The 15,137-nt window shown below is 74.7% G+C and carries 14 protein-coding genes; 12 read left to right on the forward strand and 2 right to left on the reverse strand.

The features are described from left to right. Nucleotides 1-3: 3 nt before the first annotated feature. From pheS to ACI79A_RS15655, 3 genes are read left to right on the forward strand one after another with little or no spacing between them, the layout of a single operon-like run. Nucleotides 4-1,071 (forward strand): phenylalanine--tRNA ligase subunit alpha, encoded by a 1,068-nt coding sequence (gene pheS / locus ACI79A_RS15645; RefSeq protein WP_457084674.1) that lies wholly within the window; start codon nucleotides 4-6, stop codon nucleotides 1,069-1,071. Next, nucleotides 1,068-3,530 carry a phenylalanine--tRNA ligase subunit beta gene (gene pheT / locus ACI79A_RS15650; protein ID WP_457084675.1) on the forward strand — a complete coding sequence of 821 codons (2,463 nt, stop codon included), beginning with the start codon at nucleotides 1,068-1,070 and terminating at the stop codon, nucleotides 3,528-3,530. The genes pheS and pheT overlap by 4 nt, the downstream gene beginning before the upstream one ends. Further along, the gene (locus ACI79A_RS15655; RefSeq protein WP_457084676.1) at nucleotides 3,523-4,338 is read left to right on the forward strand and encodes an SDR family oxidoreductase; all 816 of its coding nucleotides are present in this window, start codon (nucleotides 3,523-3,525) and stop codon (nucleotides 4,336-4,338) included. Before pheT ends, ACI79A_RS15655 begins: the two co-directional genes overlap by 8 nt. Nucleotides 4,339-4,385: 47 nt before the next feature. On the opposite strand, the gene ACI79A_RS15660 is transcribed toward ACI79A_RS15655, so the two are convergent. Both ACI79A_RS15660 and ACI79A_RS15665 read right to left on the reverse strand, forming a co-directional pair. After that, entirely contained in the window at nucleotides 4,386-4,793 is a 408-nt protein-coding gene (locus tag ACI79A_RS15660; protein WP_457084677.1) for a VOC family protein, read from the reverse strand. A 55-nt stretch (nucleotides 4,794-4,848) separates the two neighbouring features. Beyond that, the gene (locus ACI79A_RS15665) at nucleotides 4,849-5,181 is read right to left on the reverse strand and encodes an STAS domain-containing protein (protein ID WP_457084678.1); all 333 of its coding nucleotides are present in this window, start codon (nucleotides 5,179-5,181) and stop codon (nucleotides 4,849-4,851) included. 158 nt (nucleotides 5,182-5,339) lie between these two features. Between ACI79A_RS15665 and argC the strand changes: the two genes are divergently transcribed. Genes argC through tyrS form a run of 9 tightly spaced genes read left to right on the forward strand, consistent with a single transcriptional unit; the run spans nucleotide 5,340 to nucleotide 14,717 of the window. Beyond that, the gene (gene argC / locus ACI79A_RS15670) at nucleotides 5,340-6,380 is read left to right on the forward strand and encodes an N-acetyl-gamma-glutamyl-phosphate reductase (protein WP_457084679.1); all 1,041 of its coding nucleotides are present in this window, start codon (nucleotides 5,340-5,342) and stop codon (nucleotides 6,378-6,380) included. Beyond that, nucleotides 6,377-7,555 carry a bifunctional glutamate N-acetyltransferase/amino-acid acetyltransferase ArgJ gene (gene argJ, locus ACI79A_RS15675; RefSeq protein ID WP_457084680.1) on the forward strand — a complete coding sequence of 393 codons (1,179 nt, stop codon included), beginning with the start codon at nucleotides 6,377-6,379 and terminating at the stop codon, nucleotides 7,553-7,555. The genes argC and argJ overlap by 4 nt, the downstream gene beginning before the upstream one ends. Continuing rightward, nucleotides 7,552-8,631, forward strand: coding sequence for an acetylglutamate kinase (argB, locus tag ACI79A_RS15680; RefSeq protein ID WP_457084681.1), 1,080 nt, complete (start codon nucleotides 7,552-7,554; stop codon nucleotides 8,629-8,631). Before argJ ends, argB begins: the two co-directional genes overlap by 4 nt. Next, the gene (locus ACI79A_RS15685) at nucleotides 8,628-9,818 is read left to right on the forward strand and encodes an acetylornithine transaminase (protein ID WP_457084682.1); all 1,191 of its coding nucleotides are present in this window, start codon (nucleotides 8,628-8,630) and stop codon (nucleotides 9,816-9,818) included. The genes argB and ACI79A_RS15685 overlap by 4 nt, the downstream gene beginning before the upstream one ends. After that, nucleotides 9,815-10,762: an ornithine carbamoyltransferase gene (gene argF, locus ACI79A_RS15690; RefSeq protein WP_457084683.1), complete on the forward strand. Its 948-nt coding sequence runs from the start codon at nucleotides 9,815-9,817 to the stop codon at nucleotides 10,760-10,762. Before ACI79A_RS15685 ends, argF begins: the two co-directional genes overlap by 4 nt. 7 nt (nucleotides 10,763-10,769) lie before the next feature. Continuing rightward, nucleotides 10,770-11,318: an arginine repressor gene (locus ACI79A_RS15695; protein WP_457084684.1), complete on the forward strand. Its 549-nt coding sequence runs from the start codon at nucleotides 10,770-10,772 to the stop codon at nucleotides 11,316-11,318. Further along, complete coding sequence (gene argH / locus ACI79A_RS15700; RefSeq protein WP_457084685.1) at nucleotides 11,315-12,763, forward strand: argininosuccinate lyase; 1,449 nt, start codon at nucleotides 11,315-11,317, stop codon at nucleotides 12,761-12,763. The genes ACI79A_RS15695 and argH overlap by 4 nt, the downstream gene beginning before the upstream one ends. Beyond that, the gene (locus ACI79A_RS15705) at nucleotides 12,760-13,425 is read left to right on the forward strand and encodes a DNA-3-methyladenine glycosylase (RefSeq protein ID WP_457084688.1); all 666 of its coding nucleotides are present in this window, start codon (nucleotides 12,760-12,762) and stop codon (nucleotides 13,423-13,425) included. Before argH ends, ACI79A_RS15705 begins: the two co-directional genes overlap by 4 nt. After that, on the forward strand, nucleotides 13,422-14,717 hold the full coding sequence (tyrS, locus tag ACI79A_RS15710; RefSeq protein ID WP_457084686.1) for a tyrosine--tRNA ligase: 1,296 nt from the start codon (nucleotides 13,422-13,424) through the stop codon (nucleotides 14,715-14,717). The genes ACI79A_RS15705 and tyrS overlap by 4 nt, the downstream gene beginning before the upstream one ends. The last annotated feature ends 420 nt before the right edge of the window (nucleotides 14,718-15,137 follow it).

The raw sequence follows: 15,137 nt of genomic DNA on the forward strand, positions 1-15,137 counted from the left end.
CCCGTGTCTGGCGCCAACGACCCCTACGACCCCAAGCAGGTCGCCGCGCTGAGCGCGGAGGCCCTCGACGCCGCCGTGCAGGCGGCCGCCGAGGCGTTCGCCGGAGCCGGTGACCTGGCGGCGCTGGCCGCCGTCCGGCCGGCCCACCTGGGCGACCGCGCACCGGTGCTGCTGGCCCGCCGTGAGCTCGGCGCGCTGCCCCCGGCTGCCCGGGCCGACGCGGGCAAGCGGGTGAACGCCGCGCGCACCGCGGTGACCGCCGCCTACGAGGAGCGCCTGGCGGTGCTGGAGGCCGAGCGGGACGAGCGGGTGCTCGCCGAGGAGCGGGTCGACGTCACGCTGCCCTGGGACCGCGCCCCCCGGGGCGCCCGGCACCCGCTGACCACGCTCACCGAGCGGATCGCCGACGTCTTCGTCGGCATGGGCTACGAGGTGGCCGAGGGGCCCGAGCTCGAGGCGGAGTGGCTGAACTTCGACGCGCTCAACACCGGGCCCGACCACCCCGCCCGGTCGCTGGCCGACACCTTCTTCGTCGCCCCGGAGGACTCCGGCCTGGTGCTGCGCACCCACACCAGCCCGGTGCAGGCCCGCACCATGCTCGAGCGCACGCCGCCGATCTACGTCGTCGCCCCCGGACGGGTGTACCGCACCGACGAGCTGGACGCGACGCACACCCCGGTCTTCCACCAGGTCGAGGGCCTGGCCGTCGACCGCGGGCTGACCATGGCGCACCTGCGCGGCACGCTGGACCACCTGGCCCGGGTGCTCTTCGGGCCGGACGCGCAGACCCGCTGGCGGCCGCACTTCTTCCCGTTCACCGAGCCCTCGGCGGAGTTCGACGTCTGGTTCCCCGAGCACCGCGACGGCCCGCGCTGGGTCGAGTGGGGTGGCTGCGGGATGGTCAACCCGCGGGTGCTGCGCGCCTGCGGCATCGACCCCGACGAGTACACCGGCTTCGCCTTCGGCATGGGCATCGAGCGGGCCCTGCAGTTCCGCTCCGGCGTCGGCGACATGCACGACATCGTCGAGGGCGACGTCCGGTTCACGAGTGCGTTCGGAGTGCAGGCATGAGGGTCCCCGTCAGCTGGCTGACCGAGCACGTCGACATCCCGGCCGGAACGACGGTCGAGGAGCTCGACGAGGCGTTCGTGCGGCTCGGCTTCGAGGTGGAGGACGTCCACCGTCCACCGGTGACCACCGGGCCGCTGGTGGTCGGCCGGGTGCTGGGGATCGAGGAGCTCACCGGCTTCAAGAAGCCGATCCGGTACTGCCAGGTCGACGTCGGCGAGGAGGCTCCCCGGGGCATCGTCTGCGGCGCCCGCAACTTCGCCGTCGGCGACCTGGTGGTTGCGGCCCTGCCCGGTGCAGTGTTGCCCGGCGACTTCGCCATCGCCGCCCGGAAGACCTACGACCACGTCTCCGACGGGATGATCTGCTCGGTCCGCGAGCTGGGCATCGGCGAGGACCACGCCGGCATCCTGGTGCTCGGGCGTGACGGCATCGAACCGGGCACCCCCGCGCACGGCGTGCTCGGCCTGGACGACGTGGTCTTCGACCTGGAGGTCACCCCGGACCGGGGCTACGCGATGAGCCTGCGCGGCATCGCCCGCGACCTCGCCGCGGCCCTCGGCGTCGAGTGGCGCGACCCGGCCGCGCTCACCCCGCCCGCCTGGTCCGGCGACCCGGCCTGGCAGGTCACCGTCGCCGACGCCGACCGCTGCGACCGGTTCTCCATGCTGGCGCTGGAGGGCCTGGACCCGGCGGCGCCGAGCCCCTGGGCGCTGCGCCGCCGGTTGGCCCAGTGCGGGATCCGCAGCATCTCGCTGGCCGTCGACGTCACCAACTACGTGATGCTCGAGCTGGGCCAGCCGATGCACGCCTTCGACCGGGACACCGTGTCCGGCCCGGTCACCGTGCGCCGGGCCCGGGCGGGGGAGCGGCTCACCACCTTGGACGGCGTGGACCGGGCGCTCACCGACGACGACCTGCTCATCGCCGATGACTCCGGCCCGATCGGGCTGGCCGGGGTGATGGGCGGCGCCTCCACCGAGATCGGGGCGGGCACCACCGCCGTGCTGCTGGAGGCCGCGCACTGGGAGCAGACCGGGATCTCCCGCGGGGTGCGCCGGCACAAGCTGCCCAGCGAGGCGGCCAAGCGGTTCGAGCGGGGCACCGACCCCGACGTCACCGTGGTCGCACTCGCCCGCGCCGCCGGCCTGCTCGCCCAGCACGGCGGCGCCACCGTCGTCGGTGCGCCGGTCGACCTCGACACCCGGGCCCCGCGGCCGGTGATCGCGCTGGACGCCGGCCTGCCCGGCCGGATCGCCGGTGTGGACTACCCGCCGTCGCAGGTGGTCGAGGTGCTGCAGGCCATCGGCGCGACGGTCGACGGCGACGGCCAGAACCTGCAGGTGACCCCGCCGTCCTGGCGCGGTGACCTCACCGATCCGGCCGACCTGGTCGAGGAGGTGGTGCGGAGCGTGGGGTTCGACGAGATCCCCTCCGTGCTGCCCACCGCCCCGCCCGGGCGCGGCCTGACCGAGCGGCAGCGCCGCCGGCGCAGCATCGGCCGGGCGCTGGCCGACGCCGGCTACGTGGAGGCGCCGGCCTACCCGTTCATCGGGTCGACGCAGCTGGACGCGCTCGGCCTGCCGGACGACGACGAGCGGCGCACGCTCATCACGCTCCGCAACCCGCTGTCGGAGGAGGCGCCCGCGCTGCGCACCACGCTGCTGCCGGGCCTGCTGGCCACGCTGGCCCGGAACCTGGGCCGCGGCCAGCGCGACCTGTCGGTCTTCGAGCACGGTGCCGTCTTCCCCGGCGGGCTCACCGGCGCCGCGCCGGTGCCCGGCGTCGACGCCCGTCCGGACGACGCGACCCTGGCCGCGCTGCTGGGTGCGGTACCGGCGCAGCCCTGGCACGTCGGGGTGGCGCTGACCGGGCAGCGCGAGCCGCGCGGCTGGTGGGGCCCGGGCCGCCCGGCGGAGTGGGCCGACGCGGTGCAGGCCGCCCGCACCGTCGCCGAGGCCGCCGGGGTCGAGCTCACCGTGCGCGCGGGGGAGCGGGCGCCCTGGCACCCCGGCCGCTGCGCGGAGCTGCTGGTCGAGGGCCGGGTCGTCGGGTACGCCGGCGAGCTGCACCCGCGCGTCTGCGCGGCGCTGGAGCTGCCGGCCCGCACGTCGGTGATGGAGATCGACGTCGACGCCTTCCCGGCCGCCGCGGTCCCGGTCGGCCCGCACGTCTCCAGCTTCCCGCCGGTGCACATGGACGCCGCGCTGGTCGTTCCCGAGCAACACCCGGAGGCCGACGTCCGCCGGGCGCTGTCCGAGGGCGCCGGTGACCTGCTGGAGGAGCTGCGCCTGTTCGACGTCTACGCGGGCTCGCAGGTGCCGGAGGGCCACCGGTCGCTGGCCTACGCGTTCACCTTCCGCGCGCCGGACCGGACGCTGACCGGCGAGGAGGCCAAGGTGGCCTTCGACCGGGCCGTGTCGCTGGCCGGCGAGGCGGTCGGGGCGGTGCTCCGTGGCTGAGGCACCGGACCTGGCCGGCACCGTCGCCCTGGTCACCGGGGCGTCGGCGGGCATCGGCCGGCACCTGGCGCAGGGGCTGGCCGCCCGGGGCGCCGCGGTGGCCGGGATGGCGCGGTCGCCCGACCGGCTGCGGACGGCGATGGACGAGGTGGCCGAGGCCACCGGCGCCCGGACCCTGGCCGTCCCGGCCGACGTCACCGACCGCGCGGCGGTGGAGGCCGCCGTCGGCCGGGTCACCGCCGAGCTGGGCGCGGTCGACCTGCTGGTCAACAACGCCGGGCTGATGGACACCGCGGAGGTGCCCGTCTGGCAGGCCGACCCCGACGACTGGTGGCGCGTGGTGGAGAGCCACGTGCGCGGGCCGCTGCTGCTGGTGCACGCCGTGGTGCCGGGGATGGTCGAGCGCGGCCGGGGCCGGGTGATCGACCTGGGCAGTGGGCTGAGCACCCGCGGCCGGGACCTCTACAGCGCCTACTCGGTCGGCAAGACCGGGCTGATGCGGCTGACCGAGGTGCTGCACGCCGGCCTGGCCGGTACTGGGGTGCGCGCCTTCGACCTCTCGCCCGGCGTGGTCGAGACGGCGATGTCGACGTCGATGTCGATCCACGAGGGCCGCACCGAGTGGACCGACCCGCAGACCGTCGTCGACCTGGTGGCCGCGATCGCCGCCGGGGAGCTGGACCAGTGGTCGGGCCGATTCGTCCGGGCCGGGGCCGACGACCTGGACACCCTGCGCTCGGTGCAGCCCGAGGGCGACGCCCGGATGCTGCGGCTGCGCCGGTACGGGGACGACGACCCCACCGGCTGAGGCCGGCGTGCTCGGCGGCCGCCCCGGCCCGACCGGCGCCGGTCGGCTCAGCCGGCGGTCCCCGCCTCGACGACCCACACGGTGTTGCCGTCGGGGTCGCGCACGCTGAAGAGCAGCGGCGCGCCGGGAACGGGGAGCGGCGTCGGACCGACCGCCACGTCACCCCGGGCCGCCAGGCGGGCGTGCTCGGCGAGCACGTCGGTGCTCGCCACGCCGATAACCCCGCCGCCGGGCGTGCCCTCCATCGGTGGGTTGAGGGCCAGGCGCGTCGCCGAGCCGGGCGGGGCCACCTCCAGCCAGCGGTGCTCGCCGTGCTCGCCGAACCGCTGGTCGCCGCGCACCTCGAAGCGGAGGACGTCGATGTAGAAGGCCAGGGCGGCAGCCTGGTCGGCCACGGTGAACATCGCGACGGCGATCGAGGTGAGGGTGGTGGTCGGAGCCTGGGTCTGGGTCATGCCGGGGAGACCGGTGCCGCCCGCGGAACTCATCGGCGCCGCCGCGGACCGTGGCTCACCCGACCTGGACGAACAACGGAGCGGCCCCGGTCGCCTCGACGAGCCGGCGCACGCCGGCGGAGGGGTGGCGCAGCTCGGGCAGCAGCCCGGCCCGGCGGGCCGCCGCGGTCTCCCGCACGAGCATCCGCAGCCCCCGGCAGTCCAGGAAGGTCGCCCTGGAGGCGTCGACCGCCTGCGCCGGCCGAGAGCCGGGCGCAGCCCCCGCGTCCCAGGCCTCGACGACGAGCGAGTCGACCTCGCCGTGCAGCCGGAGGACCGGGACCCCACCTTCCTCGACCAGGTCGATCCCACCGGCCGGTGCGCACTGCCGGTCCTGCGTCTGGGTCATCGTTCCCGTCCTCCCTGACCGGCCGCGATCGCCGGGTGCTGGGCACTGTGCACCCGGGGTCTGACAGAACGCGTCGACGAGCTCCGGTGTGGCCTGGATCTCCGGTCACGGCACCACCCGCTTACACGTTCATGCATGAATGTGTATGGTCATGCATTGTGAGCGATGGGCAGACGTGGACGGTCGGGGTCACCGGCGCCACCGGGTACGCCGGAGGTGAGGTGTGCCGGCTCCTGGCCGGGCACCCGCAGCTCCGGCTGACCGGGGTGCACGCCAACTCGAGCGCCGGCCGGCGCCTGGGGGAGCTCCAGCCACACCTCCTCCCGTACGCCGACCTGGTGGTGCAGCCCAGCGACGCCGCCACCCTCGCCGGGTACGACGTCGTCGTCCTGGCGCTGCCGCACGGAGAGTCCGCAGCGATCGCCGCCCAGCTCCCTGAGGACGTGCTCGTCATCGACTGCGGCGCCGACCACCGGCTCAACGACCCGGCCGCCTGGGCCCGGTGGTACGGCGGCGAGCACTCCGGCTCGTGGCCGTACGGGCTGCCCGAGCTGCCCGGCCAGCGGGAGCAGCTGGTCGGAGCCCGCCGCATCGCCGTCCCCGGCTGCTACCCGACCTCGGTCACCCTGGCGATGGCCCCGGCGCTCGCGGCCGGCCTGGTGGAGCCCGACGTCGTGGTCGTCGCCGCCTCCGGTACCTCCGGCGCCGGCAAGTCCGCCAAGCCGCACCTGCTGGGCAGCGAGGTGATGGGCTCGGCCAGCGCGTACGGCGTCGGCGGCGTCCACCGGCACACCCCGGAGATGGTCCAGAACCTGTCCCAGGCAGCCGGTAGGACCGTCGGCGTGAGCTTCACCCCGACCCTCGTGCCGATGAGCCGCGGCATCCTGGCCACCTGCTCGGCGCCGCTGGCCCCGGGGGTCGACGCGGACGCCGCCCGCGCCGCCTACACGAAGGCCTACGCCGACGAGCCGTTCGTGCAGCTGCTGCCCGAGGGGCAGTGGCCGACCACCGCCGCCGTCCTCGGCGCCAACACCGTGCAGCTGCAGCTCGCCGTCGACCCCGATGCCGGCCGGCTGGTCGTGGTCGCCGCCGTCGACAACCTCACCAAGGGCACCGCCGGCGCCGCGCTCCAGTGCGCCAACCTCGCCCTCGGCCTCCCCGAGACCACCGGTCTCCCGCTCGTCGGAGTCGCACCGTGACAGTCACCGCCCCTCAGGGCTTCCGGGCCTCCGGCGTCGCCGCCGGGCTCAAGTCGTCGGGCAACCCGGACGTCGCCGTCGTGGTCAACGACGGCCCGGACGACGCCGCGGCGGCCGTCTTCACCACCAACCGCTTCCCGGCCGCCCCGGTGCAGTGGAGCCGCCAGGTGCTGGCCACCGGCCGGCTCAAGGCCGTCGTGCTCAACTCCGGCGGGGCCAACGCGTGCACCGGCCCCGAGGGCTTCGGCGACACCCACGCGACCGCGGAGCACCTGGCCGCCGAGCTCGGCCGGGCCGGTCTGCAGGTGGGCGCGATCGACGTCGCGGTCGCCTCCACCGGCCTCATCGGCGTCCGGCTGCCGATGGAGAAGCTGCTGCCCGGCGTCAGCGACGCGGTCGCGACGTTGTCCGCCGACGGCGGCACCGCCGCCGCGCAGGCGATCATGACCACCGACACGGTGCCCAAGACGACCGTCCAGGAGGGCCGCAGCGAGGGTGGCACCTGGACCGTCGGCGGGATGGCCAAGGGCGCGGGCATGCTCGCCCCGTCGCTGGCCACCATGCTCGTCGTCCTCACCACCGACGCCCTCGTCCCGTCCGACGTGCTGCAGCGGGCGCTCGCGGCGGCCACCAGCGTGAGCGTGGAGCGGGTCGACTCCGACGGCTGCCTGTCCACCAACGACACGGTGATCGCGATGGCCAACGGCGCCAGCGGCGTGACGCCGTCCGAGGAGGAGCTCACCGCGGCGCTCACCGCCGCGGCCACCGACCTCGCGATGCAGCTGCTCGCCGATGCCGAGGGATCCACCAAGGACATCGCGATCACCGTCCGCAACGCCGCGACGGTGCGGGACGCGCTGACCGCCGGCCGTGCCTGCGCGCGCAACAACCTGCTCAAGACCGCCCTGTTCGGCAACGACCCCAACTGGGGTCGGGTGCTGGCGGCGATCGGCACCACCGACGCCGCCTTCGAGGCCGATGCCGTCGACGTCACCATCAACGGCGTCACCGTGTGCCGGGGTGGCTCGATCGGCGACCCGCGCGAGGGCGTCGACCTCACCGGACGCCAGATCACCATCGACGTCGACCTGAGGGCCGGCACCGAACAGGCCACGATCTGGACCAACGACCTGTCCATCGCCTACGTGCACGAGAACTCGGCCTACTCCACATGAGCGACGCCCTGAGCCCCGCGCAGGACCCCACCCCGCCCGACCTCGCCCCCGACCAGGTCTCCCCGGCCGGGGTGGCCGGTCCGCAGGACCCCACGCCACCCGACGTGCGCCCCGACGAGCTGTCGGCCGCCGGTCGCCGCGCCATCGGCACCCGCCGGGTGATGCGCACCCACGATCCCGAGGGCGACGCCCGCAAGGTCGCCGTCCTCACCGGTGCGCTGCCCTGGCTGCAGGAGTTCCACGGCAAGGTCGTGGTGATCAAGTACGGCGGCCACGCGATGGTCGACGAGGACTGCCGGCGGGCCTTCGCCGAGGACATGGTCTTCCTGCGGACCTGCGGGATCCTCCCGGTCGTCGTCCACGGCGGTGGGCCGCAGATCAGCGCCATGCTCAACCGGCTGGGCATCGCCAGCGAGTTCCGCGGTGGCCTGCGGGTGACCACGCCGGAGACGATCGACGTCGTCCGGATGGTGCTCACCGGCCAGGTCGGGCCCGAGGTGGTCGGGCTGATCAACTCCCACGGCCCGCTCGCCGTCGGCCTGTCCGGCGAGGACGGCGGCCTGTTCACCGCCGCCCGCACCCACGCGATCGTCGACGGCGAGCCGGTCGACGTCGGACTGGTCGGTGACGTCGTCGCGGTCGAGCCCGCGCCGGTCACCGCCCTGCTGGAGGCCGGGCACATCCCGGTCGTCGCCACCGTCGCCCCCGACGCCGACGGCCAGGTGCACAACGTCAACGCCGACACCGCCGCCGCGGCGCTCGCCGTCGCGCTCGGTGCGGTGAAGCTCGTCGTCCTCACCGACGTCGAGGGCCTTTACGCCAACTGGCCCGACCGCGACTCCCTGGTCGAGCAGATCGACGCCACCGAGCTGGCCGAGATCCTGCCGACCCTGGACGCCGGGATGATCCCGAAGATGGCCGCCTGCCTGCGGGCGGTCGAGGGCGGGGTGAAGCGGGCGACCGTCGTCGACGGCCGGCTGCCGCACGCCCTGCTGCTGGAGATGTTCACCACCGAGGGCACCGGGACGATGGTCGTCCCGGCCGAACCGACACCGGAGGGAGTGGCAGCACCGTGACGCACACCGAGGAGCTGTCGGCCCGCTGGTCGACGGTGATGATGGGCAACTACAAGACCCCGCCGGTCGCGCTCGCCCGTGGCGCCGGCGCCACCGTGTGGGACGTCGACGGCCGCGAGTACACCGACCTGCTCGGCGGCATCGCGACGACGATCCTGGGCCACGCGCACCCCGCCGTCGTGCACGCGATCACCGCGCAGGCGCAGCTGCTCGGGCACGTCTCCAACCTGGCCATGCACGAACCCGGCGTCCTGCTGGCCGAGCGGCTGCTGGAGCTGGCCGGCCGGCCCGGGCGGGTGTTCTTCTGCAACTCCGGCGCCGAGGCCAACGAGGCCGCGCTGAAGATCAGCCGGCTGACCGGCCGGTCCGAGGTGGTCACCGCGCTGGGCTCCTTCCACGGCCGGACCATGGGCGCGCTGGCGCTCACCGGCCAGCCGGGCAAGTCCGCGGCCTTCGCGCCGCTGCCCGGGGGCGTCCAGCACGTGCCCTACGGCGACGTCGAGGCGCTGCGGACGGCGGTGGGCGACCGGACGGCGATGGTGCTGCTCGAGCCGGTGCTGGGGGAGGGCGGTGTGCTGCCCGCCCCGGCCGGCTACCTGCCCGCCGCTGCCGCCGCGGCAACCGAGGCGGGGGCACTCTTCGCCGTCGACGAGGTGCAGACCGGTACCGGGCGCACCGGTCACTGGTTCGCCTCCCAGGCCGACGGCCTGCAGCCCGACGTCATCACCCTGGCCAAGGCGCTGGGCGGCGGGCTCCCGCTGGGCGCGGTGCTGGCGTTCGGCGGCGCCGCCGACCTGATGACCGCCGGGTCGCACGGTTCCACCTTCGGTGGCAACCCGATCGCGGCCGCCGCCGCGCTGGCGGTGCTGGACACCATCCGCGACGAGGGGCTGCTGGAGCGCGCCAAGGAGATCGAGCACCGGGTGACCGGCGCGATCGAGGCGCTCGGCCACCCGGGCATCGCCGGGGTCCGGGGGCGGGGCGCACTGCTCGGCATCGTGCTCACCGCCCCGGTCGCCGCCGCGGTGGAGGCCCAGCTGCGGGCCGCGGGCTTCCTCACCAACGCCGTCGCAGCCGACGCCGTCCGGCTCGCTCCGCCGCTGGTGGTCACCGACGCCCAGCTCGACGCCTTCGTGAGCGCGCTCCCGGCAGCGCTGGACGTCGCGCTCCAGGACGCCGACCAGTGACCCGGCACTTCACCAAGGACGACGACCTCACCCCGGCCGAGCAGGCCGAGGTCCTCGCGCTCGCCGCCCGGCTCAAGGCCGGCCGGCAGACCGCGGAGGCGCCCACGCCGCTGCGCGCGCCCAACGGCGCGCCGCGGACGGTCGCGGTGCTGTTCGACAAGCCCTCCACCCGGACGCGGATCAGCTTCTCGGTGGGGATCGCCGAGCTCGGCGGCTTCCCGCTGGTCATCGACTCGGGCACCAGCCAGCTGGGCCGCGGCGAACCGGTGGAGGACACCACCCGGGTGCTGGACCGGCAGGTCGCGGCGATCGTGTGGCGGACCTTCGGCCAGGACCGGCTGGAGACGATGGCCGCCACCAGCCGGGTGCCGGTCGTCAACGCCCTCACCGCCGAGTACCACCCGTGCCAGATCCTGGCCGACCTGCAGACCGTCGCCGAGCGCAAGGGCCGGCTGGCCGGCCTGACCTTCAGCTACCTGGGCGACGGCGCCAACAACATGGCGCACTCCTACCTGCTCGGCGGGGCGCTGGCCGGCATGCACGTGCGGATCGGCTCGCCGGAGGGCTTCCAGCCCGACCCGGCCGTGGTCAAGCGCGCCGCGGACATCGCGGCGGAGACCGGCGGCTCGGTGCGGTGGACCGCCGACCCGGCAGCCGCAGCCGACGCCGCCGACGTGCTTGTCACCGACACCTGGGTGTCGATGGGGCAGGAGGACGAGCACGCCGCCCGGATCGCGCCCTTCGAGCCCTACGCCGTCGACGAGGCATCGCTGGGCCGCGCCGCCGACGACGCCGTCGTCCTGCACTGCCTGCCGGCCTACCGCGGCAAGGAGATCGCCGCGGGGGTGATCGACGGCCCGCAGAGCGCGGTCTGGGACGAGGCGGAGAACCGGCTGCACGCGCAGAAGGCCCTGTTGCTCTGGCTGCTGGAGCGCAACGGGTGAGGCCCCGATGACCAGCGCGCTGAACCGGTCGGCGCGGCACGCCCGCATCGCCGAGCTGATCAACGCCGGCCCGGTCACCTCGCAGACCCACCTGGCCAAGCTGCTGGCCGAGTCCGGCGTCGAGGTCACCCAGGCCACGCTGTCGCGGGACCTGGAGGAGCTCGGCGCGGTGAAGCTCCGCGGCTCCGACGGCGCCCCGGCGTCCTACGTGCTGCCGCCGGAGAACGCGCCGCTGCGGCCGGCCCAGGCCGCGCCCGCACGCCTCAGCCGGCTGCTGGCCGACCTGCTCACCAGCGCGGAGGGCAGCGCCAACCTGGCGGTCCTGCGCACCCCGCCGGGCGCCGCCCAGTTCCTCGCCTCCGGCCTGGACAAGGTGGGCCTGCCCGACGTGCTGGGCACCATCGCCGGCGACGACACCCTGCTGGTCGTCTCCCGCCGCCCCGACGGCGGGGCGGCCCTGGCCGAGCGGCTGCGGGCGCTGGCCGGGGGCACCCCCGCCGCACACCCGGACCCGGCGTCCGACAGCATCGACGACGTGGAAGAGAGCGTGCAGTGACCGACCCGGCAGCGACCGCGGCGAACCAGACCCGGCTGTGGGGCGGCCGCTTCGGCGGCGGCCCGTCGGCGGCGATGGCCGCGTTGTCGAAGTCCACCCACTTCGACTGGCAGCTGGCCCCCTTCGACCTGGCCGGGTCCCGGGCGCACGCCCGCGTGCTGCACCGGGCCGGGCTGCTGACCGACGACGAGCTGCCCCGCATGATCGGCGCGCTCACCGAGCTGTCGACCGAGGTGGCCGACGGCACGTTCACCGCCATCGCTGCCGACGAGGACGTGCACGAGGCCCTCGAACGCGGGCTCACCGAGAAGCTCGGCGCGCTCGGCGGCAAGCTGCGGGCCGGCCGCAGCCGCAACGACCAGATCGCCACCGACCTGCGGCTGTACCTCCGCCACCACGTCCGGACGCTGGTCGCCGAGCTGTCCTCCCTGGAGTACGCACTCGTGGGGCTGGCCGACCGCTACCGCGACGTGCCGGCGCCGGGGATGACCCACCTGCAGCACGCCCAGCCGGTGCTCTTCGCCCACCAGTTGCTGGCCCACGCGCACGCCATCACCCGCGACGTCGACCGCCTGCGCGACTGGGACCGGCGCACCGCGGTGAGCCCCTACGGCTCCGGCGCGCTGGCCGGCTCGTCCCTGCCGCTCGACCCCGACGCCGTGGCCGCCGAGCTCGGTTTCGACCGCGCGTCGGACAACTCCATCGACGGGGTCAGCGACCGCGACTTCGCCGCGGAGTTCGCCTTCGCCGCGGCGCTGATCGGCGTGCACCTGTCCCGGCTGGGGGAGGAGGTGGTGCTCTGGACGTCGACCGAGTTCGGCTGGGCCCGCCTCGACGACGCCTGGGCCACCGGGTCGTCGATCATGCCGCAGAAGAAGAACCCCGACATCGCCGAGCTGGCCCGCGGGAAGTCCGGGCGGTTCGTGGGCAACCTGACCGGCCTGCTGACCATGCTCAAGGGCCTGCCGCTGGCCTACGACCGGGACCTGCAGGAGGACAAGGAGCCGGTCTTCGACTCCATGGAGCAGCTGCTCCTGCTGCTGCCCGCGGTGACCGGCATGATCGCCACGCTCACGCTGCGGCCCGAGGTGCTCGAGGCGGCCGCGCCGCAGGGGTTCGCGCTGGCCACCGACGTCGCCGAGTGGCTGGTGCGCCAGGGCGTGCCCTTCCGGTCCGCGCACGAGATCAGCGGTGCGATGGTCGCCTTCTGCGAGGGGGCCGGCCTGGAGCTCGACCAGCTGGACGACGACCAGCTCGCCGGCATCGACGAGCGGCTCACCCCAGAGGTGCGCTCGGTGCTCTCCGTCCCGGGCGCACTCGCCGCCCGCAAGGCGCGTGGGGGCACCGCACCGGAGCGGGTGGCCGAGCAGCTGGCCTCACTGGCCGAGCAGGCCCGCCAGCACGCCGACTGGGCCACGGCCTCCCCGGTGGCGGCGGCGCTCTGACCGGGTCGCCGCCCGCCGCCCGGCCCGGGCCGCTCCTCACCGCCGAGGAGCTGCTCGGGCCGGTCGACGACGTCGCGCGTGCTCTGCTCGGTTGCTGGGTGGTCACCGACCGCCCCGAGGGGCAGGTGGCCCTCCGGCTGACCGAGGTCGAGGCCTACTCCGGGCAGGGGGAGGACCCGGCCTCGCACGCACACCGGGGGCCCACCCCGCGGGCGGAGATCATGTTCGGCCCCCCGGGTCGGCTGTACGTCTACTTCAGCTACGGCGTGCACTGGTGCGCCAACGTCGTGGTCGGCCCGGAGGGGCGCGGCTCCGCGGTGCTCATGCGCGCGGGGGAGGTGGTGGCGGGGGAGTCCCTGGCGCGGGAACGCCGCCCGGCCGCGAAGGTCGTGCGCGACCTGGCCCGGGGGCCGGCACGGCTGACCCAGGCCCTGGCCATCGGCCCCGATGACCGGGGTGCCCACCTGCTCGACCCGGCGTCCGCCGTGCGCCTGCACCACGGGAACGCGCCGACGGCCGTCTCCACCGGGCCGCGGGTCGGGATCAGCGTGGCGACCGAGCTGCCCTGGCGGTTCTGGGAGACCGACGCCCCGTCGGTGAGCGTGTTCCGGGCGGGTGGGAAGCCGCGGCGGGGGAGCGCCAGGCAGGATGGACGACCGTGACCTCCGCGCCTTCCGTGATCGACGAGCTGCACCGCCGCGGGCTGATCGCCCAGAGCACCGACGAGGACGCCCTGCGCGCCCACCTCGCGGAGGGCCCGGTCACCTACTACTGCGGCTTCGACCCGACGGCCGAGAGCCTGCACGTCGGTCACCTGCTCCAGTTCATGGTGCTGCGCGCGCTGCAACGGGCCGGACACCAGCCGGTGGTGCTCGTGGGTGGGGCCACCGGCCTGATCGGTGACCCGCGCATGACCGCCGAGCGCCAGCTGAACGACCGGGCGACGGTGGCCGGCTGGGTGGACCGGATCCGCGCCCAGGTGGCCCCCTTCCTGGAGCAGCCGGTGCACGAAGACCCGTCGCGGCGGGCGCCGGTCTACGTGGACAACCTCGAGTGGACCGGGCAGCTGTCGGCCCTGGACTTCCTGCGGGACATCGGCAAGCACTTCCGGGTCGGCCGGATGCTGGCCAAGGAGGCGGTGTCGGCCCGGCTCAACAGCGAGGCCGGGATCAGCTTCACCGAGTTCAGCTACCAGCTGCTGCAGGCCAACGACTACCTCGAGCTGTTCCGCCGCCACGACGTGACGCTGCAGAGCGGCGGCTCCGACCAGTGGGGGAACCTGACCGCCGGGATCGACCTGCTGCGCCGGGTCGAGGGGGTGACCGGGCACGCGCTGACCACCCCGCTGGTCACCAAGTCCGACGGCCAGAAGTTCGGCAAGAGCGAGGGGGGAGCCGTGTGGCTCGACCCCACCCTGACGTCGCCCTACGCCTTCTTCCAGTTCTGGTTGAACGCCGACGACGTCGATGCCCGGGCCTGGCTCCCGCTCTTCTCCGAGCGTCCTGCCGAGGAGGTCGCCGCCCTGATCGCCGAGTCGGAGGAGCGGCCGGCGTCCCGCGCGCCGCAACGCGCCCTGGCCGAGGAGCTCACGCGACTGGTGCACGGGCCGCGGGAACTGGCCCAGGCGGAGGCCGCCGGCCGGGCACTGTTCGGACGCGCGGAGCTGACCGACCTGGACCCGCAGACCCTGACCGCCGCGCTCACCGAGGCCGGCTCGGTCGAGGTCGACGACCCCGCCGTTCCGGTCGCCACCCTGCTGCAGCAGGCGGGGCTGGCAACGTCGCTGTCCGATGCGCGCCGCACCGTCAAGGAGGGCGGGGCGTACGTCAACAACGTCCGGGTCGGCGATGCCGACGCGGTGCCGGCCGCCGGCGACTGGCTCCCGGGTGGGTGGCTGGTGCTCCGCAAGGGCAAGCGCTCCATCGCCGGTGTGCACTGCCCCGGGGCCGCCTGACCGGGTCCGAGCGGGGAGCCGCCGGAGGCGTGTGAACGCGAGGTGACGGCGACGTTCCGATCAGGTGGCGCGGGTCACCACCTCACCGGTTTGACACCCGCCGCGAGGGCCGCGTAAGTTTCTCTCTGCGCCGGGAACGAGCCGCGAGGCCGGGAACGAGCGCCGAGAGCAAGACACCAAGCCGAAGACGACGGCCGAGAGGCCAGGTTCTTCGCGCGTCCGCTCCTTGAGAACTCAACAGCGTGCCGAAAGTCAGTGCCATATAGTTAAACCCCCATTCGGCCTGGTCGTTTTGCGATTGGGTTGGGGATTCCTTTGGTTGATTGACATCGAGAGTGCTAGCTCTCGGTTCTCAGCCGTGGGTTGAATTCATCTACGGAGAGTTTGATCCTGGCTCAGGACGAACGCTGGCGGCGTGCT

The organism is Modestobacter sp. SYSU DS0657 (assembly GCF_054050925.1).

Excerpts from the sequence above, each read along its gene's own strand:
- ACI79A_RS15665 (WP_457084678.1), bottom strand. The coding sequence starts at position 5,181 with ATGACCCAGACGCAGGACCGGCAGTGCGCACCGGCCGGTGGGATCGAC.
- pheT (WP_457084675.1), top strand. The coding sequence starts at position 1,068 with ATGAGGGTCCCCGTCAGCTGGCTGACCGAGCACGTCGACATCCCGGCC.
- ACI79A_RS15660 (WP_457084677.1), bottom strand. The coding sequence starts at position 4,793 with ATGACCCAGACCCAGGCTCCGACCACCACCCTCACCTCGATCGCCGTC.
- ACI79A_RS15695 (WP_457084684.1), top strand. The coding sequence starts at position 10,770 with ATGACCAGCGCGCTGAACCGGTCGGCGCGGCACGCCCGCATCGCCGAG.
- argB (WP_457084681.1), top strand. The coding sequence starts at position 7,552 with ATGAGCGACGCCCTGAGCCCCGCGCAGGACCCCACCCCGCCCGACCTC.